The organism is Bifidobacterium sp. JNUCC 75 (assembly GCF_054819865.1).
Map to the genome: position 1 here is coordinate 43026 of NZ_JBTHIF010000001.1, position 19967 is coordinate 62992.

Consider the following 19967-nt stretch of genomic DNA (forward strand, 5'->3'; position numbering starts at 1 on the left):
GAACGGAAGGTTTCAGGGACGACTCAGATGCAGGTGGTCAGCCAGGTAGCGACCGGTCACTGAATCAGGGTTGCGGGCCACAGATTCAGGGTCGCCCTGAGCTACGATTCTTCCGCCACGATCGCCGCCGCCCGGACCCATATCGACCACATGGTCGGCGTTGGCGATCATGTCCAGATCGTGCTCGATGAACACCACTGTGGCCCCCTTGCTGACCAGACGCTCCAGCACTCCAATCAGGACGCGCACATCCAAGGGATGCAGACCTGTAGTGGGCTCGTCCAAGACGAACATGGAACCATTCTGCCTGCGGCCCAATTCGTTGGACAGCTTCAGCCGCTGGGCCTCCCCGCCAGACAGGGAGGGAGTGTCCTCTCCCAGTGTCAAGTAGTCCAGACCCAAGTCCTTCAAAGTCTGCAAGCCTCGGCGAATGGCCGTGTACTCGCGGCCCTGCGCAAAGACCTCCAGCGCCCGGCCCACCTCCATGGCCAGCAGATCGGGCAGGCTCAGCGGCTTGGGGTGTGCCGGTGTGGACAGACGGTAATGCTCGGCCTCCGGACGATATCGACGACTCTGACAGCTGGGGCAAGTGATGGGGATGTCGGGCAGGAACTGCACGTCCAGGCTGATCTGGCCGGTTCCGTCGCACTGGGGACAGCGCAGTGATCCTGTGTTGTATGAGAATGCTGAGATGCCCAGCTTGTCCTTTTTCGCCTGGTCAGTGGCCGCGAAGAGGCGGCGCAACCGGTCCATGAGCCCTGAGTAGGTGGCCACCGTGGAGCGCACGTTGATGCCGATGGGCGAGGAATCCACCAGACGAACCCTGTCGATGCCGGCTGGGTCCAGACTGTGCACATGTTTGGGCATGGGGTCGCCCTGGATGCAAGCCTGCAGGGCCGGGACCAAGGACTCCAGGATCATGGTGGTCTTGCCTGAGCCGGATACGCCGGTAACAGCCGTCATGCACCCACGAGGAATGGCCAGATCCAGAGGGCGGACCGTGTGAATGAGTCCTGACTGCATGCGAATCCATCCATCTCCTGCCGGCATAGGGTGACGGTCCCGTACCAGAACAGGTTCGCGTCCATCCAGAAAACCTGCGATGCGCGAGTCCGGATTCGCAGCGATCCGTTCAGGAGCTCCCTGGGCCAGGATCCTGCCGCCGCGCTCCCCTGCCCCGGGACCCATTTCGATCAGATAATCGGCTGATTCTAGGACCTTGACATCGTGGTCGACGAAAACCACCGAATTGCCATCAGCCAGCAGGTCGCGCATGACCCCTATAAGCCCCTCCAGGTTGGCAGGATGCAGACCGGTCGAGGGCTCGTCCAGCACATAGAGCACGCCTGTGGTCTCATTGCGCACCGCCCTGGCTAGCTGGGCCCGCTGCCTCTCACCTGTGGACAGGGATGCGCTGGAGCGGTCCAAGGTCAGGTAGCTCAGTCCCAACTGAATCAACCGCCTGCCCATCTCGTCCAGGGTCCTGCAGAGGGCCGAAGCCATGGGCTGCATGGGTTCAGGCAGCGTGGGCGGCAACTTTCGACCCCAGCCCAGCACCTTGTCCAGAGGCCAGGAGGTAACCGTGGCCAGATTGTCCCCATTGATCTCAGGCAGACGCGCTCGCTGGTTGAGCCGGGTACCCTTGCAGTCCGGGCAGGTCCGCTCAGTCAGAAACTTGGCCACCTTGGCCAGTCGCTTGTCATCATTAGCCCTCTTGAGCTCCTCGGTCACGGTCAAGCGTGCGTTGCGGAAAGTGAAGTCCAGCTCGTGAACCCCCTTGACCGAAGTGATGGTGATGTGCTTCTTCTCAGCCGGCCCCTCGAAAACGATCTTCCGCTCCCGATCGGTCAGGTCCCGCCAAGGTACGTCGGTGCGGACTCCGAACTCGCGGACGATGTCTGGCTGGACGTTGAAACCGAAGGTTCGCCAAGGCACCACGGCACCCTGGTCGATAGTCAGACTGCCATCGGGAACCAGGGTGGCATCGTCCACCTCGCGCACGGTCCCGGTCCCCTGGCAGGTAGGGCAGGCTCCCAGAGAGTTGAAGGCCAGCTCCTCAGCGCTGGGAGGCTCCACTTTAGCACCGCAAGTAGGGCAGGCGATGGGTATCTCGGCTGCCACAGCCAGGGTGGGCTCCTGGCGATGGCCATTGGGGCAGACATGGCTGGCCAGCCGTGAGAACATCAGCCGAAGTACATTGAGCAGCTCGGTGGCGGTGCCGAAAGTGGAGCGCATGCCTCCCACGCCCGGCCGTTGACGCAGAGCTAAAGCCGGCGGCAGAAAGCGCACCGAGTCCACCTGGGGGCGTTGGGCCTGGGTCATCCGCCTCCTGGTGTAGGTGGATAAGGATTCCAAATAACGCCGGGACCCCTCGGCGTAGAGGACCCCCAGAGCCAGGGAGGACTTGCCGGAGCCCGAGACCCCGGCAATGCCCACCAAGTGATTCAAAGGAATGTCGACATCCAGATTGTGCAGGTTGTGGACCCTGGCGCCGCGGACAAGGATGGCCTTGGGCGGTGCGGAGAGTTTCTTGCCGGTCTCTCCACTCTCACTCATGCGCTCTCCAACAGATGGGCCACAGCTTCCAGGGCAAGCCGGTAGCCATAGAAGCCCATGCCGGTGATGGTGCCGGTGGCCACCGGTGAGATGACGCTGCGTCGGCGGAAGGCCTCCCTGGACGAAGGATTGGAAATATGAACCTCCATCAGCGGCAACCCTGCTTGGGTGATCTGAACGGCGGCATCGGCAAGCCCGTAGCTGTAGTGGGTGAAAGCCGCCGGGTTGAGCACCACTGCGCTGCCTTGGTCCACGGCCTGATGCATCCAGCGAATGACCTGGCCTTCGTCGTCCGATTGCAGCACCTGGACATCCAGACCCAGTTGCTGACCCCAGTCTTCGCAGTCACGGGTCAGAGTAGCCAGATCCTGACGACCGTAAACATCAGGGTCGCGCACTCCCAGCCGACCCAGGTTGGGTCCGTTGACCACCAGAACCGTCTGCCTGCCCTTGTCGGCATCCGCCATCTGTCATTCCTCCTTGCGTATGGCCTGGAAGGCCTCCTTGAGCGCCGAAACCGGCGGGTCGTCCAGGTGGGTGGGTTCGCCCAAACCATCAAGAATGATAAACCGCAACTTGTTGCCGCGGGCCTTTTTGTCCCTATGCATGAGCGCCAGTACCTGGTCGAAGTCTCCCCCATTCCACCAGGTTCGCAAGCCTAGGGAGGAAAGAAGCTGCCGGTGGTAGTCGACCGCATCCTGATCCAGGTGGCCGGTGATCCTGGCCAACTCGGCTGCGAAGACCATGCCCACGGACACGGCCTGACCATGCCGCCAGGTGAAGTGTTCGATCTTCTCGATGGCGTGGCCCAGGGTGTGACCATAGTTGAGGAACTCCCGCAAGCCGGATTCCTTGAGGTCCACTGAGACATGCCGGGCCTTGACCTCTACGGTGCGTTCAATCAGATCCTGGACCACCGTGCCGAACCACTGGTCGGACTCCTGCCCATCGAAGGAACGAAGGGAGTCGGCCCGCTCCTCAAGTTCACTCAGAATGCCGCCGTCCATGATGAAACCAGACTTGGCCACCTCGCCCAGGCCCTCTACAAAAATCTCATTGGGCAGGGTCCGCAGGGTTCGCAGATCGGCCAGGACACCGGCAGGGGTATAGAAGCTGCCGACCAGATTCTTGCCCTGCTCCAGGTTGATGCCGGTTTTGCCTCCGGTAGAGGCATCGACCATGGCCAGCAGAGAGGTCGGACAGTTCACATAACGGATACCTCGCATCCAGGTGGCGGCGATGAACCCAGCTTGGTCTGTAGCCGCTCCCCCACCTAGTCCTACAACCGCGTCGGAACGGGTGAAACCCTCGGTGGCCAGGCGCTCCCAGATCCCCTGGCTGACCTGAATGGTCTTGCCGGCCTCCGCATCGGGAATGGTCAGATCCACCACTTGATACCCGGCCTGACGGAGGAGGGCACGGGCATGGTCCGAATGGCGTTGGACGGGCTGGGTGTGAATCAGGGCCACGCGCATGGCCTGGTCTCCAAGCATCTCATGCAACCGCCCGGTCACTCCTGCACCGATCCTGACATCGTAGGGGTCGGGACCGCTTACGTGAACCACCCGCTCAGTCAAGGCATCGGCCAGACGACGGGCCAGGGCCCGGGGGGTGGTGTTCCTGGATTTGAGGGTGATGGTGGCCAGCCCCTGGTAGACGCTGCGGCGCTCACGATAGAGGGCCATCCAGCGCTCCGATGCGGCACCGCGAAGAAGGGGGCGATGATCCGACCGAACCGCCCGACTGACCCCCTCCTCCGGGTCGATCTGCAGGTAGACCACAGCTCCGCCTGCCCGCCGATATTCCTGCAGCGCCTGAAAGACCTCGGTGCTCATTGGAGCACCTCCTCCCAAGGACAGGATTCCACCGGAAAAGTCCTTCAGCAGGTCCAGGATCACCCCGGTCTCCATGTCTCGGAAAGCCTGCTCGCCCTGAGCGTCAAAGATCTCACTGACCGATTGGCCTGCCTCTTCCTCAATGCACTGGTCCGTGTCCCGGAAGGGCGCCTTGATCAGGGTGGCTGTCTCCCTGCCCAGACGGGTCTTGCCCGCACCGGGCATGCCGATGACGACGGCCTTGGGCATGCTGTTGCTTTCAATCATGCAAGACCGCCCCTCACCGCAGATGCTCGGGCCAGGACTGAAGGTAGGCCTGGGCATTGCGCCGAACCTCTTCGAGCGAGTCGCCGCCGAACTTCTCCAAAGCGAATCGCGCCAGGGTCAGGTTCATCATAGCTTCGCCGATCACTGCAGCGGCAGGCACGGCGGTCACATCGGAACGCTGATGGATGGCCTGGGCAGGCAGTCCGGTGGCCACATCCACCGTACGCAGAGCCCGCGGCACCGAGGAGATGGGCTTCATGGCGGCCCTCACCCTAATGGGCTGGCCGTTGGACGTGCCACCCTCCAGACCGCCTGCATGGTTGCTGAGCCTGCGAATGGTGCCGTCAGGACCGGGCTCCATTTCGTCATGGGCCTGCGATCCTGGACGATCAGCCTCGCTGAATCCGTCGCCGATCTCCACGCCCTTGATGGCTTGAATGCCCATGAAGGCGCTGGCCAGGGCCGCATCCAAACGCCGGTCGTCCTCCACATAAGTGCCCAAGCCCGCAGGCACGCCATAAGCGATGACCTCGAAGACCCCACCAGCGGTGTCGCCGTCCTTCTTGATCTGATCGATTCTGGCCATCATCCGCTTCTCAGCGTCCTTGTCCAGAGTCCTGACCGGCGAGGCATCCAAGGCGGGTGCGTCCTCAGGGCCGGGCGTGACTTCATGACCCTCCAAGCCGACACCGGCTATAGAGATGACATGGGAGACAGTTCGTATGCCCAAGGCTTGCTGCAGGAAGTCGGCAGCCACCGATCCCAGAGCAACCCGGGAGGCAGTCTCCCTGGCCGAGGAACGCTCAAGTACCGGACGCGCATCTGTAAACCCATACTTGCGCATACCGGTCAGATCGGCGTGGCCGGGTCTGGGCCTGGTCAGTGGTGCATTACGACCGGTGGCCGGAGGCTCCTGATCGGCAGGCAGCTCGTCCACACTCATCACCTGCTCCCACTTGGGCCACTCAGTGTTACCGATCTCGATGGCCACTGGCGAACCGAGCGTCCGTCCATGCCTGACACCGGTCAACAGTCGCACCCGGTCCTGCTCAAAGCCCATCCTGGCCCCGCGACCATAGCCCAACCGGCGGCGAGCCAGGGCTGATTCAATATCCTTGGTGGACACGGCAACCCCGGCGGGCAGACCCTCCAACATGGCCACTAGGGCCTCTCCATGGGATTCCCCTGCCGTCTGCCAGCGCAACATATTCAAGCTCCTCGTTCGTTCCTCGTTTGCCAGGTTAGGGCTACGTATGATTATCTTAGAAGATGGTCTACCTCATCCCAGCGCCGGGACTGCTGATCGCCCTCCTCCTGGCCCTGATCGATATCCGCACCCGGCGAGTCCCACGTCTTCTGGTGCTCGTGGGACTGGTATTGCAGACCGTGGTCCTGCTGGTCTTTGCGCTAATCCTGGGTCGGATGATGCTGCTCACGCAGTGCCTGCTGCTGACTCTGGCCTCTGCAGGCCTTCAGTTTCTGCTGGCCCTGGTCCGACCCGGTGCCTTGGGGCTGGGCGACGTGACCGCCACGGGTCTGGTCGCCCTGAGCCTGTCAGTTCTGGGATGGACAACCATCCTGGTTTGGTGGTTGATGATGGGGCTGCTGGGACTGGTCGCGCTGGCTTTGGTCTGGTTGGCACGCCGCCGCAGATCAGACAGAACAAACACCCCACTCTCGCTGGCCTATGTCCCGATCATCCTCGCCGCAGCGGTAACGGCCTTAATAATCAATGCCTTCTAATGCCGTATGCATCTAGTTGACAATTGAGACCTTGAAATCCAGGGAAAAAGCGCTACTCGCCCTGCTGGTTGTGCTGGGACTCCCAGGCCTTGTACTCCTTGACATCCCGGTTGAACTGATCCTGGTTGTCGCTGAACCTGGTCTCTCCTGTATCCATGTTCACAGTGACGAAATAGAGCCAGTCGCCCGACTCAGGGTGCATGACTGCTTGGATGGCCTCATCCCCAGGGCTGCCGATGGGGCCTGGAGGCAGACCCGGATGGACCCTGGTGTTGTAGGGGTCATCGGCGTTCTTCAACATGGCATCGGTCAGCTTCAAGGCGGAGACATTGTTGGAGTATGCCACGGTGCTGTCCATGCCCAAGGGCATCCCCTTGGCCAATCGGTTTTCTATGACCCGGGCCACCTTGCTGTAGTATTCCGACTTGTTGACCTCGGCCTCGGTGATGGAGGCCGTATTGAGTATGGTCTGCCGATCCTGACCACCGGGCACGCCCAACTGGTCCAGGTGCTCGATTCGCTTGGACACCAGATTGCTCAAAATGGCCTTGGCCGACCCGGCTTTGCGCACGTCGTACTCGCCAGGTTGCAGCCACCCCTCGAAGTTGCCCTGTGCCTCCTGGGGCAGGATGCCCTCGCCCTTGGCTTGAATCAGGGTGTCGAATTCGCTCTGCGGAACACCGGAAAGCTGGGCGGCCCGGGCGACCACGTCGCGGACCCGTTCGCCGGCCCGCACCTGCAGGAAGCCTCCAGCCTTGCTGCTGTCAGTCAGAATGGCAACCACATCCGAGGCCTTCATCCGCAAACGCAGATCGAAAACGCCGGGCAGAAGCCTGGATTCGGACTGGGTACTGGTGATGGCGTGCAGGAAGGCTGCCGTGGACTTGACCACCCCGGCCTTGACCAAATTGGCACCCACCTGATCAGCACCCTGACCGCTCTCGACAGTAAACTCCAGCGGCTGTCCGCCGGGACCTGGATAGTCAGGGGCGACCTCCTTGGTGGCTACGATCCTAGGGGCGCCATGACGCAGCCCGCCTACCAGAATCACTACGCATGAGGTGGCCAGCACAACAGCCAGGGCGATGATAACGATCATGATCTGCTTGCGATGCTTGCGCCTTTCGCGCCGACGGCGCATTTCACGGCGCGAATGAGGAGGACGCGGCGGCATGGCGGAAACCGGGGCCTGCCCATCGGTAACCCACTGAACTTTGTTCTGGAAGAATTCCTGCATGTCGTCGGCCAATTAGCACTCCTTGTCGGCACGTTGGTCGTCCAGGGCCGACTGCAACAGCACAACAGCGGACTGCTGATCGACCACGGGACGATGTCTTCGCCCGTCCACGCGGGCATCATATAGCTGACGATGGGCGCTGACGGTCGTCAGTCGTTCGTCTCGCAATACTACACTGGGCAGCTGCTCAGGGGCAATGTCGGCATCCTGGGCGGCCTCCTGCAGGCGTCCAGTCAATGCACGCACCCAACGGGCCGCCTTTTTTGCGCTGCGACCAGCCTGGCCGCTCAGAAGCAAGGGGTGTCCGACTACAACCTTGGAAACACACTTGTCCATAATCAGGTCTTCCACCTGGTCCAGGGCTTGGAAGTAGTCGCCCTGAACCTTGATGTTGCCAGCGGGAAAGGCCAGGGTCAGCTCCGGGTCCGACAGGGCCAGACCCACCCTGGCCTCACCAAGATCCACCCCCAGCCACACGGCTGTCTGTGATCCCACGGGAAGCTCAGCCTTCTTGGACCTGATCACTCAGGGCTTTCAAGGCCCGATCGATGGCCGAGGCATCCTGGCCGCCACCCTGGGCAAAGTCAGGCTTGCCCCCACCGCCGCCTCCCAGGACCTTGGAAGCCGTCCTGACCAAATCGCCGGCCCTGAGACCGCGGTCACGGGCCGCCTGGTTGGTGGCTACGAAGATGACGGGCTTGCCATCCTCGCTTACACCGGCCAGTGCGACCACAACCGGGTACTCCTCGCCCATGCGGGCCCGCAGGTCGGTCACCGTCTTGCGCAGAGCATCGACCGAGCCGAAATGTCCCATGTTCCGGGATGCAACCTTGACCTCGCCCGGGGCATGCAAGGCCTGGTTGGCCAGTTCGGGCACAGCCTGGGCCATCTGCTGCTCATAGGTGGCCGCCAGTCGGCGGTCGGACTCCTTGAGCTTGGCCAGCAGGGCCGAAATCCTTGACTCAAGCTCGTCAGGGCGGGCGTTGAGCTTGTCGGAAAGCTGAGAGACCAGGGCGTGCTCACGGGCGTTGTACTCGTAAGCGCCCTGGCCCACCACGGCATCCACACGACGAACACCGGTACCCACCGAGGCTTCGGACATGATGGAGACCGCACCGATCTTGCCCACGTGATCCACATGGGTTCCCCCGCAGAGCTCACGGCTCCAGCCGTCCTCGCCAATGGAGACCACACGGACCACGTCGCCGTACTTCTCCCCGAACAGATGCATGGCGCCCAGGGCGATGGCATCGTCATACTTCATCTCCTGCGCGGTCACGGCCAGGTTGTCCCGCAGGCGGTCGTTGACACGCGATTCCACCGCATCCATGGCCTGGCGGCTGGGGGCTTGCGACCACTGGAAGTCGAAACGCAGCCTGTTGGGTGCATCCTCGGAACCGCGCTGCGTGGCCTGGGGACCCAGTTCCTCTCGCAGAGCCTTATGGACCATGTGCGTGGCGGTGTGCGAGCGGGCGATGGCGCCGCGCCGGTTCCGGTCGATGGTGGCCGTGACCTTGGCCTGCAGGATCAGCGTTCCCTCCGTCAGCCGACAGCGGTGGATGGTCAGCCCCTTGATGGGCTTCTGCACGTCGTCCACCTCCAGGACAGCCCCATCGTCGGTCAATATCTCGCCCTGGTCGGCCAGCTGGCCGCCGGCCTCGGCGTAGAAGGGCGAGCGGTCCAGAATAACCTCAACCTGAGCAGGTGCCTTGACAGCCGGAACCGCCCCCTTGCCCTCCTGGATGATGCCCAGGACGGTCGAGCGGCTGGAGAAGTCGGTGTAGCCCAGGAAGACCTGAGGCTCGTCCAGACTCTTGCGCATATCGTCGTAGACACTCAGATCGACGTTGTGCCGCTTCTTCATGGCATCGGCGCGGGCCCTGGACTTCTGCTCATTCATGAGCTTTCGGAACTCGTCCTGGTCCACCTTGACACCCTGCTCGGCAGCCATCTCCAGGGTCAGCTCGATGGGGAAGCCGTAAGTGTCATGCAGGGTAAAGGCATCCTTGCCCGAAACCTCGGGGTCGCCCTTCCCGCTCTTGGCCTTGTTGACGGCCGTATCCAAAATGGTGGTCCCCTTGTCCAGGGTCCGGCGGAAGGCCAGCTCCTCGCCATAGGCCGATTCGGCCACCTCGGAGAAGGTGTCGTTGAGCTCTGGGTAGCTGGGAGCCATGGCCTCCTTGGAGACCGGGAAGAGCTGGGGCAGAACCTCCTGGTCCACGCCCAGCATCTTCATGGAGCGGATGGTCCGGCGCAGCAGACGACGCAGCACATAGCCACGGCCGACGTTGCTGGGACGGACGCCGTCGCTCATGATCATCAAAGCCGAGCGAACATGGTCAGCCACCACACGGAAGCGCACGTCATCCTGGGCGTCATCGCCGTAGTGCCGGCCGGACAGACCCTCGGCCGCCTGGATGACGGGATAGACCTCGTCGGTCTCGTAGATGTTCTGCTTGCCCTGAAGCAGGTAGGCCAGGCGCTCCAATCCGGCGCCGGTGTCGATGTTCTTGTGCTCCAGCTCGCCCACGATGTGCAGGTCGGTCTTGGAGCGGACGTTGTCCACCTCGTAGTTCTCGAAGACCAGATCCCATATTTCGATGTACCGGTTCTCATCGGCCGAGGGGCCGCCCTCCTTGCCATAAGCAGGCCCACGGTCCACATAGATTTCAGAGCAAGGGCCGCCAGGGCCGGGGCCGCCGGTGGTCCAGAAGTTGTCCTCCATGCCCAAAATTTCCATGTGCTCGGGGTCGAAGCCCTCGTTTTTCCATAGGGAGCGAGCCTCGTCATCGTCGGTGTAGGTGGTCACCCAGATCGTATCGGGGTCGAAGCCGTAGCCGCCCTGGTCCTGGGGCTTGGTCAGCAGGTCCCAGGCGTAGTGGATGGCCTCCTCCTTGAAGTAGTCCCCAAAGGAGAAGTTGCCCAGCATCTGGAAGAAGGTGCCGTGACGGGTGGTCTTACCCACCTCGTCGATGTCCAGAGTGCGCACGCACTTCTGGTTGCTGGCCATCCGGCTCTTGGGCGGGGTCTGTTCCCCCAACAGGTAGGGGATGAAGGGGACCATGCCGGCGATGGTGAAGAGCGTGGTGGGATTGGGCGAGATCAGGGATGCGGATGGGACCACCAGATGATCCTTGCCCTGGAAATAATCGAGGAAACGCTTGGCGATTTCCGATGTGCGCATGCTGCTTCTGCTCCTTCAGACCCGGTGAACGCCGACGGGCTTGCGGGTTGTCCAAATGACTCGGTTGTCCGGGGCACGAGCAGGTCGCCCGCACTCCGGACTCATAGCTGAATATGGTGATTTTACACCGACCAGGTGCATCTGTCCTGGTCTGTCCGCCCCAGGCTCAGCCCTGGAAACGGTCCAGATAGCGGCGGTCCAGCTCGTCCTGCCGCTGATGCATTGTCTGGGTGAATTGGCGCACCAGTCCGGACAAGGTCCGAGAGGCCACCTGGTCCTGGTCCTCGCCCAGAACGAATTCCCGGGCACGCTTGGGGGTATTGGCCCTCACATAGGCCTCAGCCTTGGTCACCAGGACCACGCCTGTTGTCACGCCCAACCCCAGCCAGAAGATCCGTTTGAACATCAGCGGGTCCTCCCCTCGTTCCCTTGGCCGTCATTGGCCTTTTTGGCTGTTGAGGACTGGACTCCAGCGTTGTCACGGCCTCCTGAAAGGAATGACGAAATCGTCTTGCGCAAGGCATATAGGAAGGCTGCTACTTTGATGACCGGCTTGCCCAGCATTGATCCGTACAGATCGGTTAGAGCACCGACGTTGCCTGCAGTGGTTGAGGCCGCTGCGGAGATGCGATTGACGTCAGTCAGAGTCTGGTTGAGTTGAGTGACCGTGCTGGTGGACTCGTCCAGGGTGGGCACCACATGATCGCCCGTCTGCTTGATGGTCTGCGCCAGCTGATCGAAGAGCTTCCCCAGACGAATCAGGGGATAGATCAGAAACCCCGCCAGGATAGCGAAGGCAATAGCCGCTATCAGGCCGGCAATCTGTCCTACGTCCATCTGCTACCTCTCTTCCATTGGTACGATACTGGGGACAACGCTAGCACGCGCCGTCTATCAGTCCAGGACATGACCGGCCTGTTGAAGCCGGTTCAGCGATTGAAGGACCGTACCTGCAGGGCCCGCTCAAAAGGGGCATCCGTATCGAAGTCGAATATGGTGACGCTTCCATTGCTTGGGCGGCTGCTGGTGTCATATCTGCCCCCGCCGAAGCGGTTGACCAAACTAAGCAGTGTGTTGCCGTGCGAGATCAGTAGGACGCGGTCGTCATTCTTCAGGTGCTGGTCGGAGGCAATCAGGGCGAATCCGCCGGCAATCCGCGTCCAATACTCGTTGTCGGACTCGGCATCGCCAAAGGGATCTGCCTCCTTGAGGAAGTCCCTGGTGGCTGCCAGGCCGAAACGGTCCACGATCTGCTGGTAGGTGCCAGCCCCATGAGGCGCGCCTGCAGCCCACCAGGCCATGGCCATGTCCTGTCCCTCGAAATAGCCGTAGAACTGCTCACGGAAGTGGCTGTCACTGACCGGCTCAGGCTTCTTCTCCGACTTGTTCTGGTCCAGGATCCTGTGGACTGTCTCTTGGGCGCGTGTGGTGTCCGAGCAGTAGGCGGCCGCAAAGCTCACCTGGCTCAATTTGTGGCCTGCACGGTCGGCATCCTGCAGCCCCGATGAAGTCAGCGGCGAGTTGGACCAGCCCTGGAGACGGTTGTAGCGATTGAAATAGGTCTGCCCATGGCGGACAGCATACAGATGGAGCAACATGCCTCTATTATCCCACCCATGCTTCGGCAGGGGCGGCAGGTCTTGGCACGCAAAGGGCCCCGGACAAACCGGGGCCCCAAAGTTGCTGGCGGTCAGCGAGCGTAGAACTCGACCACGTACTGGATGTTAATCTGAACCGGAATCTCCTCCGGCTCGGGCTTGCGGACCAGACTGGCCTTCAGGGAGGCCAGGTCCACGTCCAGGTAGCCGGGGACTGCTGGCAGCACATCCCGGTGGACGCCTTCTGCTGCGATCTGGAAGGGCACCATGGTCTGGCTCTTGGGCTTGACCTGGATGGTCTGGCCGGGCTTGACCCTGTAGGAGGGCCGGTCCACGATGTTGCCGTCGACCAGGATGTGGCGGTGAACCACGTACTGACGGGCCTGAGCGGTGGTGCGGGCGATGCCGGCGCGCAGGACCAGGTTATCCAGGCGGCACTCCAGCTCGCGAAGCATTGCGGCACCGGTCTGGCCGGACTCGTGGGTGCCCCGCTCATAGGCGGCACGCAGTTGCTTCTCAGAGACGCCGTACTGGGCGCGCAGCCTCTGCTTCTCCCGCAGACGAACGGCGTAATCGGACTCGGTGCGACGACGGCTGCGGCCGTGCTCGCCGGGGCCATAGGGGCGCTTCTCGAACAGGCGCTGGGCCTTGGGCGTCAGGGCAATGCCCAGAGCACGGGACAGGCGGACCTGCCGACGTGCACGCTGAATGTTAGTCATTGATGCAATCCTTACTTGCTTCTGTCGTTATCTGAACGAAGACGGCCGGAACCGTCGAGTCAGGCCTCTCCAATGCTTCACCGTGCCAAGCACGAACGACCTTGCGGCCGCCGACCCATTGATGGGCTGAGACTCCAGATAGATTCACGCACAAATGCGCAAACCAAGTGTTTATTAAACCACATGTGCCTGACCTGCCAGAGGAGAGTGTTGTGATATATTCATACCAACGGTCGGTATGAAATTGACGCAGGAATGGCAGCCTCACCATCCAATCGACGACGGCTCATCATCATCGACCTGAAAGGAAAACGACCATGGCCCGCAACGCACACCCTGAGCTGACGCAGGAACGAATCATCAAAGCCGCAACCGGGCTCTTCACCAGCCGGGGCTACGACAAAACCAGCATGCAGGACATCATCGATGCGACCGGAGGCTTGAGCAAGGGAGCCGTCTACCATCACTTCCAGTCCAAGGAAGACCTCTTTGATGCCGTGGCCGATAGGTTGATGAGGACCATGAGCGAGACAACCGACAAGACCCGACCCCGGACGGAACAAGGCACGGCATTGGAGCAGCTGCAGTCGCTCTTCTCCCCCGGGCGAGCGCAAAAGAGACTGGAGGCCGCGGAGCTGATGTTCCGCAAATTCAATCCAAAGGCTAATCCCAAGATGATCGGCATGGAATTCACCGCCATGGTGGACGAGCGGGACGACTTTGTCGATCTCTTGAAACAAGGCAATCAGGACGGCTCACTGCACGTGGACCACGTCAAACAAGCCGCGGAGATTCTCCGCTTGCTGGCCAACATGTGGCTGCTGCCTTTCTTTCGCCGTGGTACGCAGGCTGAACTACGCACCAGAGCCGCCTGTTTCTTCACGATCATGCAAAGCTTGGGTATCCCCCTGCAAGACCAGGGATTCTCCGACTCGCTGGCATCCTTCGGTACCGACACCAAAGGCAACAACAAGGGAAAGACTGAAAGCGAAGGCAGTATATGAACCCGCCCGCTAGCGACCAAACCTCAAACATGGGCCACTCCAAGGGCAAGGGGCTGCTGACACTGCCATTCATTGCTCTTCTGACGACTGAGATTCTATCTAATCTAGGGCAAACATGCTTGGTCTTCGCCCTCCCACTTCACCTGCTCAACATCTCAGGATCGGCATCACTTTATGGCATGGCATCCGCTCTGGCAGTCCTTCCATCCATTCTCCTGACCCCCCTGGGCGGAGCTCTGGCCGACCGGTTGCACAAGCAGTCCACCATGGCAGTCCTGGACGTTCTGTCGGCATTGACAGCACTCTTGTACATCCTGATCAGCCGCAAGATCGACCCGGTTTTTTTGACCGTGGCCTGCATGATGCTGGTCAATGCCTATAGGGCCTGTTACAGCCCAACGGTGCAAGCAGCCCTCCACTGCCTGGTAGACAGAAAAGACCTAACCCGCGCATCGGCCCTGGTGTCCCAGGCGATCTCCCTCGTAGGAATGATCGGACCAGTATTGGCCGGCATGGTCATGGGCTTCTTCGGAATCGTGCAAGTAGTCGGGGTTGCTGCCTTGGTATGTCTTCTTTCTGCCGTCTGGATCAGAATTGCGGTCAGGATTCCCGAACCAGCACAGGGCACCTCCCAAGGTCCGAGGGCACTGGTGAGCCATCTGGTCGCGGACACCAAAGCTGCGGCACAATTTCTGGTCCGGCATGGCAACCTCAAAGTGGTCATAGGACTCAGTCTGGCGGCCAACTTGATCTTTGCCTCCTACGTCAACGTGGCACTACCATATATGGTCACTCGTGCGCTGGGTCTGAACAATGCCATGCAGGGGCTGGCCGAAGGAATACTGGCCTGCGGGAGCCTGCTTGGAGCCATCTTGGTGTCCATCCGCCCAACCTGGTTCTATCTGCAACGGATACCCATGCTGCTTTCGGGCAGCGCCCTGGTCCTCCTGCCCATTGCCGCAGGGCTGCTTCTGCATTTGCCTACTCGTGTCCTCTTCGCCCTGGTCACCGGGTGCATGGCTCTGGCTGCGGGAGTGGTGCAGACGGTCAACATCACCTCCCTTTCCTATGAGCAGATTCATACCCCTGTAGGACTGATAGGCAAGGTGATAGGACTGACCAACAGCCTATGCATGTGCGCGATTCCACTGGGACAGGCCGCCTTCGGCCCGCTGATCGACCACTGCCCCATGACCCTGATCATCGCTGGGGTGGTCACGGTGACACTGCTGACATGTGTGATTGCCAGGCTTGCCATGAATCCGGACGAATAAATGGCATGGCATATGCCCTTTTTTGAATGCCGCGCCGGCGCTTTTCGACATTGGCGACCAAAGGTCCATTACTTAGCGACGTAGACACATAAGCATCTCAATAAGGCTGACAGGCCTTACTTTGTTGAGGGTACTGTCTTGCAAATCTTCTGAGTGAAGGCTTCGCGGCGTTCAGGTGTATCAACCTTCGAGTCTATGCGGCCCAGAATGCTGGCCCCGGTGAATTTGATACCGCAGAATTTCAGGATGGAGTACTTCCATCGGGTCACGGTTGAGCCATACATCTTGGAGACGAAGGCCGGCCCATGGCTGCTGCTGATAATTTGCGCCGTCTTGCCTCTGAGCAGCCCCTCCGATTTAAGGCTGCTTTCATACCGGTATGCAAATTGTGGCGTGAGTACCCTATCTAACCAGCCCTTGAGGATGGCCGGTTCACCTGCCCACCAAATGGGGAAGACAAAGACCAGATGATCGGCTCGGGCGACCATGCTTTGATAACGCTTAGGTGCTGATTCGTCTTCCATGTGCTTGACATAGCCGTAGCGAAGCACCGGGTCGAAGTCTTCCTGGCTGAGGTCGATCATTTCGACCGTGTGGCCTTTACGCCGGGCAGCTTGTGCATAAGCCTGGGCGTTGGTATGGCTGAAACTACCTTCATAGGGTGATCCTTGAATAACGAGTATGTTCATATCGTTTACTTCTTCAGTTATGCTGCATCTGGTTTAGGCGCTATCGAAAACCTCTGCCGACTCTATTATCTAAAATAATTTAATATTTGATAGATTATCATAAGCAAAACTGTTGACAGAAAGATGATATGAATGCAGGAAAACTACCCGATCATACTGGGGTCGGAACTGACAGGAGCGACCAGGGTGGCGCGGGTGCGGGTGAGGCGTGAGACCATGAGACCGACACAGGCATAGGCCAGAGCGAACAGGGCAACCACGATCAGCGGAAGACCCCAAGAGGTCAGACCTGCTGCACGTGAATCCATGATTGATTGGAGAGCGGTGTTGTACCACCAGCCAGGAGTCAATTTGCCGATGGTCTGCATGACCGGAGGCAGGGGGCCTCCCGAACTTGACCCGGAGGTGAACATAACCACCAAGCCGAAGATGACCCCTACCGAGTTTATGAGAGAAGAGGAAGGATTGAACTGAGCAAGCATGAATCCAAAGGAGGCCGCCGACACAGCGAATATCAGCATGACGAAAAAGCTCAGCAGCACCCTCCCCCAGCCAAGCGAAGCCAAAGACACCCCTGACGCCGCCATGCTGAAGGCGACGAGTGCCACGTAATATATCCAGGAGAAGCCTGCGAGGATGAGGGCTGCCGTGAGCTCCTGTCCGTTCAGGCTACTTGAACGCATTGGAGAGGCAAGCAGGCGTCGATGTCGGTCTGGAGAGCTGAAGGCTCCGAAAAGCGTAGCAACACAGACCGTCAGCGCTGTCATCAAGGGAAAGGCAGCCAGGCCGACGGTGGTGGCGAAACCTTCCAAGAGGGCGCCATGGTCATCATCCTTTGGGCTGGCATGGATGCCCACATGTGGCTGGTTGCTGGCATAGTGCGATACTGCATAGGCAGCCGCATCCTTGATCGCTGCAGACGAATGCAGCTCCATGGGACCGTTTTGGCCCAGATCTGACAGCAGAGCAGTACGAAGAGCATCGAAATAACTGTCCACCTGCAGTTGTGCCAAACTGCCGCGGCTGGAATTATAGGAGGCAGCTGTTTCAACTTTAGGGAAATTAAGAGCTTTGCTACCGCTGTGAGCTTGGGCGGCAGTATCTTCAAGCGCATCAAGAAAGCGTTGGCCATATCCCGCTGGAATGATGACAGTCAAATCGCTTTTGCCGGATACGTTGGCATCCTGCAGGGCCTGGGGTCTATCTTCAACTGTCACCAGTTGGGCCGACTTGCTCAGATACCGCTCCAGACCTTGGCCCAGCTCACAACCAACCTGGTTGCCGTGGTCCCTGTTAATAACGACTATTTTCGCCTTCGCGGGTTCAAAGCGACCAACCGAGCTTGAGGCATTGGCACGTACCGCGGCCTGCATGTTCGTGGAACCGATGACAATCATGATGAGGCTCATGCCCACCAGATACAAGAGGAGATAGAACTTATGCGCCCAGATGACGCGCAGTGCTGTTTTACAAGTATTCATAACGTTGTTTCCTTAGGAACAGACCGCAAATGGCTAGGAAGACGGCGGCCATGATAGCCAGGATGCCGCAGGTGCGGGCAAAGGGTGCCAGGCTGTCGTAGTAGACGATGTCGTAGAAGAGGTTGGAGACCTGCTTGACAGGGTTGATCAGGTGGAGGATCGGAGCATGCTCCTGGATGGCGTTATTAAGGTCCATAGCCAGGCTGCCGTAGAGGCCGATAAAGGCACTCAGCGTGCAGTCAATGCCTATGACCAGGCCAACCTTCGTTTCGGTGGACAGTTTAGGGATTGCTCCCATCATAGAGCCGAAAGCGGTAGCCATAAAGGTGCCCACGGCGATGGCCATGAGGGCTATCGGGTCACGACCACCGGTTTGCACGCCGCAGACTGTGCGGACGAAAATGTAGGCAACCAGAAGGCTGACTGCGGAGAAGAGCCAGGAGGCCAAGAAGGCGCCCGCTGCCTGCTGCCACTCGGGGCTGGGAGAACTGGCCCGTCGGGCTCCCAAGGCTGAAAGGTTGGGCTGAGTCCTGGCAATCATCTCTGCTGCGGTGCTGGCGCCGATAAGGCAGGCCATAGCGAGCACGGCAAAGAAGTAAGGTGCGGTCATCGAAGGATTGATATGGGTCAGACGGATTTGCTTAGTGTAGGTCTGTCGGCCGGATTGCAGCAGTATTTGAGTATTTGGCAAGGCCAAGGTTGAGCTTACCGAGTTGGCCTGATTGAAGCTGACTAGCGAGGCGGAGAGAATAGAGACCGTTATGCCTTCTGAGGCAGTTGAGTCGGATTGGATGTTGGCGGCTTCACGATCGGACAGGACCATGTTGACCCGTCCGTCAGAACCCGCGTACAGGTAGCCGATGTCCTTCTGACTATCCAGACGTGTGTCTGCTTCGGCCCTGGAAGTCACTGTCGTCGGGATAAGCAGCTGAGTGTCATCGGACCCGGCCTTGGGTTTCTTCGATAGTGATGAAACCAATTCGTCAGCGCCCAGGCTGGCTTTCCAGTTGGCGTCAGAGACTATGGCGAAATGTTGCGCCTCGGCAGTGTAACCGTCCTGGAGGTTGCCCATGATGCCCAGCATCAGAGCGGCCAATATGACTGGAAAGGCCAGTACCCAGAAGAGGGAGGAGGTATTGCGTATCGAGGTCTTGACGTTGATCAGGAATGAGTTCCACATAGATATGTGCTCCTTACGGCAATTGAGCCTAGGGACCGCGCTCAGTCGCGCAATTCCTTGCCGGTCAGTTCCAGAAACACGTCGTTCAGGGATGGCGGACGGCTGGTCAGGTGGCCGTAGCTGGTCTGGGTGGATTCCAGGACCGTCAGCACATCCTGCAAGTTGTGCTCGCCCTGCCGACAGTGGATAACCAATTCCTTGCCGTCATAATCGACGGACTGGGCCAGAGGCAGAGCACGGATCTTGGCCAGTGTAGACTCCTTCAAATCCAGTGTCTCGACAGTGACCTGCTCACCGGCCTGGACCATGCCCTTGAGCTCCTCAGCAGTGCCTAGGGCAATCTGTCGGCCGTGGTCCATGATCATGATGCGCGTGCAAATCTGCTCCACCTCCTCCATGTAATGGCTGGTGTAAACTACGGTTGCCCCCTGGGCGTTCAGCCGCTCGATGCCTTCCAGGATGGCGTTGCGGCTCTGGGGATCCACGGCGACGGTGGGCTCGTCAAAGAAGATGAGGTCGGGCTGATGGGCGATGCCACAGGCGATGTTGAGCCTGCGCAGCAGACCGCCCGACAGCTTGCCGGGACGGAACCTGCGGAAGTCACCCAGCCCCACGAAGTCAATAGCCTGCTCAACCAGATCCTTGCGGTCGGCCTTCTTGGGCACATAGAGGGAGCAAAAATAGTCGATGTTCTCCTGCACGTTCAGTTCGTTGAAAACAGCCACATTCTGTGGAACCACGCCGATATGACTTTTGAGGTCATAGGAGGTCGGGGTCATCTCCTGCCCGAATATCCGAACCGTCCCCGATTCAAAGCTGAGCAGGGCCAGTATGCAGTTGATGGCGGTTGACTTGCCTGAACCATTGGGACCAAGCAGTCCGAAAACTTCGCCTCGATTGACTTCCATGTCGAAGTGGTCCAAGGCCACCATGTCACCGTAGCGCTTCACCAATGCATTGACCTTCAAGGCCGGCTCTTGCTCACGTGAACTGTTCATGATTCCATCATCCCAGCTACAACTGGCCCAACACCATGACAGCCGTCATCAATGTTGTGGATGCTCAAATCAGACCTATGACATTTGTCATGGGTAGTCCTGCCTTCGGATAGGCTCAGGAACGGGTAGCCCGCCAATTACTATTTGAGACAATAGGGCAACTGGGCGAGGAGACATTCATGGGCAGGATAGCTGGCTGGCT

General features: G+C 59.9%; 18 protein-coding genes. 3 read left to right on the forward strand and 15 right to left on the reverse strand.

Annotation, left to right across the window (positions count from 1 at the left end):
* Nucleotides 1–12: 12 nt before the first annotated feature.
* Genes ACVWNW_RS00175 through aroC form a run of 4 tightly spaced genes read right to left on the reverse strand, consistent with a single transcriptional unit; the run spans nucleotide 13 to nucleotide 5865 of the window.
* Nucleotides 13–2556: an excinuclease ABC subunit UvrA gene (locus ACVWNW_RS00175; protein WP_454482371.1), complete on the reverse strand. Its 2544-nt coding sequence runs from the start codon at nucleotides 2554–2556 to the stop codon at nucleotides 13–15.
* Nucleotides 2553–3023, reverse strand: coding sequence for a type II 3-dehydroquinate dehydratase (aroQ, locus tag ACVWNW_RS00180; RefSeq protein WP_454482373.1), 471 nt, complete (start codon nucleotides 3021–3023; stop codon nucleotides 2553–2555). Before aroQ ends, ACVWNW_RS00175 begins: the two co-directional genes overlap by 4 nt.
* A 3-nt stretch (nucleotides 3024–3026) precedes the next feature.
* Nucleotides 3027–4658 (reverse strand): bifunctional shikimate kinase/3-dehydroquinate synthase, encoded by a 1632-nt coding sequence (locus ACVWNW_RS00185; protein WP_454482375.1) that lies wholly within the window; start codon nucleotides 4656–4658, stop codon nucleotides 3027–3029.
* A 13-nt stretch (nucleotides 4659–4671) separates the two neighbouring features.
* Complete coding sequence (gene aroC / locus ACVWNW_RS00190; RefSeq protein WP_046322975.1) at nucleotides 4672–5865, reverse strand: chorismate synthase; 1194 nt, start codon at nucleotides 5863–5865, stop codon at nucleotides 4672–4674.
* 62 nt (nucleotides 5866–5927) lie between these two features.
* On the opposite strand from aroC, the gene ACVWNW_RS00195 reads away from it, so the two are divergent.
* Nucleotides 5928–6401 carry a peptidase A24 gene (locus tag ACVWNW_RS00195; RefSeq protein ID WP_454482377.1) on the forward strand — a complete coding sequence of 158 codons (474 nt, stop codon included), beginning with the start codon at nucleotides 5928–5930 and terminating at the stop codon, nucleotides 6399–6401.
* Nucleotides 6402–6453: 52 nt separating this feature from the next.
* Here the strand turns inward: ACVWNW_RS00195 and mltG are convergent, their stop codons facing one another.
* From mltG to rpsD, 7 genes are all read right to left on the reverse strand, one after another.
* Complete coding sequence (mltG, locus tag ACVWNW_RS00200) at nucleotides 6454–7650, reverse strand: endolytic transglycosylase MltG (RefSeq protein ID WP_232339342.1); 1197 nt, start codon at nucleotides 7648–7650, stop codon at nucleotides 6454–6456.
* Complete coding sequence (ruvX, locus tag ACVWNW_RS00205) at nucleotides 7651–8133, reverse strand: Holliday junction resolvase RuvX (protein ID WP_082097851.1); 483 nt, start codon at nucleotides 8131–8133, stop codon at nucleotides 7651–7653.
* 7 nt (nucleotides 8134–8140) lie between these two features.
* Nucleotides 8141–10822, reverse strand: coding sequence for an alanine--tRNA ligase (alaS, locus tag ACVWNW_RS00210; RefSeq protein ID WP_454482380.1), 2682 nt, complete (start codon nucleotides 10820–10822; stop codon nucleotides 8141–8143).
* Between the two features lie 166 nt (nucleotides 10823–10988).
* Nucleotides 10989–11228 carry a hypothetical protein gene (locus tag ACVWNW_RS00215; RefSeq protein WP_046322979.1) on the reverse strand — a complete coding sequence of 80 codons (240 nt, stop codon included), beginning with the start codon at nucleotides 11226–11228 and terminating at the stop codon, nucleotides 10989–10991.
* Complete coding sequence (locus ACVWNW_RS00220; RefSeq protein ID WP_198190848.1) at nucleotides 11228–11659, reverse strand: DUF948 domain-containing protein; 432 nt, start codon at nucleotides 11657–11659, stop codon at nucleotides 11228–11230. The genes ACVWNW_RS00215 and ACVWNW_RS00220 overlap by 1 nt, the downstream gene beginning before the upstream one ends.
* A 92-nt stretch (nucleotides 11660–11751) precedes the next feature.
* Nucleotides 11752–12420: a histidine phosphatase family protein gene (locus tag ACVWNW_RS00225; protein ID WP_313840455.1), complete on the reverse strand. Its 669-nt coding sequence runs from the start codon at nucleotides 12418–12420 to the stop codon at nucleotides 11752–11754.
* A gap of 92 nt (nucleotides 12421–12512) precedes the next feature.
* Nucleotides 12513–13139, reverse strand: a complete 627-nt coding sequence (gene rpsD, locus ACVWNW_RS00230) for a 30S ribosomal protein S4 (RefSeq protein WP_015021916.1) — start codon at nucleotides 13137–13139, stop codon at nucleotides 12513–12515.
* A 317-nt stretch (nucleotides 13140–13456) separates the two neighbouring features.
* Between rpsD and ACVWNW_RS00235 the strand changes: the two genes are divergently transcribed.
* Nucleotides 13457–14143: a TetR/AcrR family transcriptional regulator gene (locus ACVWNW_RS00235; protein ID WP_144177167.1), complete on the forward strand. Its 687-nt coding sequence runs from the start codon at nucleotides 13457–13459 to the stop codon at nucleotides 14141–14143.
* A complete protein-coding gene (locus tag ACVWNW_RS00240) occupies nucleotides 14140–15417 on the forward strand; it encodes an MFS transporter (RefSeq protein WP_144177168.1) in 1278 nt (425 codons plus the stop codon). The genes ACVWNW_RS00235 and ACVWNW_RS00240 overlap by 4 nt, the downstream gene beginning before the upstream one ends.
* A 116-nt stretch (nucleotides 15418–15533) precedes the next feature.
* On the opposite strand, the gene ACVWNW_RS00245 is transcribed toward ACVWNW_RS00240, so the two are convergent.
* From ACVWNW_RS00245 to ACVWNW_RS00260, 4 genes are all read right to left on the reverse strand, one after another.
* Nucleotides 15534–16106, reverse strand: coding sequence for an NAD(P)H-dependent oxidoreductase (locus ACVWNW_RS00245; protein ID WP_144177169.1), 573 nt, complete (start codon nucleotides 16104–16106; stop codon nucleotides 15534–15536).
* A 143-nt stretch (nucleotides 16107–16249) separates the two neighbouring features.
* On the reverse strand, nucleotides 16250–17587 hold the full coding sequence (locus ACVWNW_RS00250) for an ABC transporter permease (RefSeq protein WP_454482384.1): 1338 nt from the start codon (nucleotides 17585–17587) through the stop codon (nucleotides 16250–16252).
* Complete coding sequence (locus ACVWNW_RS00255) at nucleotides 17574–18767, reverse strand: ABC transporter permease (protein ID WP_144177171.1); 1194 nt, start codon at nucleotides 18765–18767, stop codon at nucleotides 17574–17576. Before ACVWNW_RS00255 ends, ACVWNW_RS00250 begins: the two co-directional genes overlap by 14 nt.
* A 41-nt stretch (nucleotides 18768–18808) precedes the next feature.
* The gene (locus ACVWNW_RS00260; RefSeq protein ID WP_110425311.1) at nucleotides 18809–19765 is read right to left on the reverse strand and encodes an ABC transporter ATP-binding protein; all 957 of its coding nucleotides are present in this window, start codon (nucleotides 19763–19765) and stop codon (nucleotides 18809–18811) included.
* Between the last annotated feature and the right edge of the window lie 202 nt (nucleotides 19766–19967).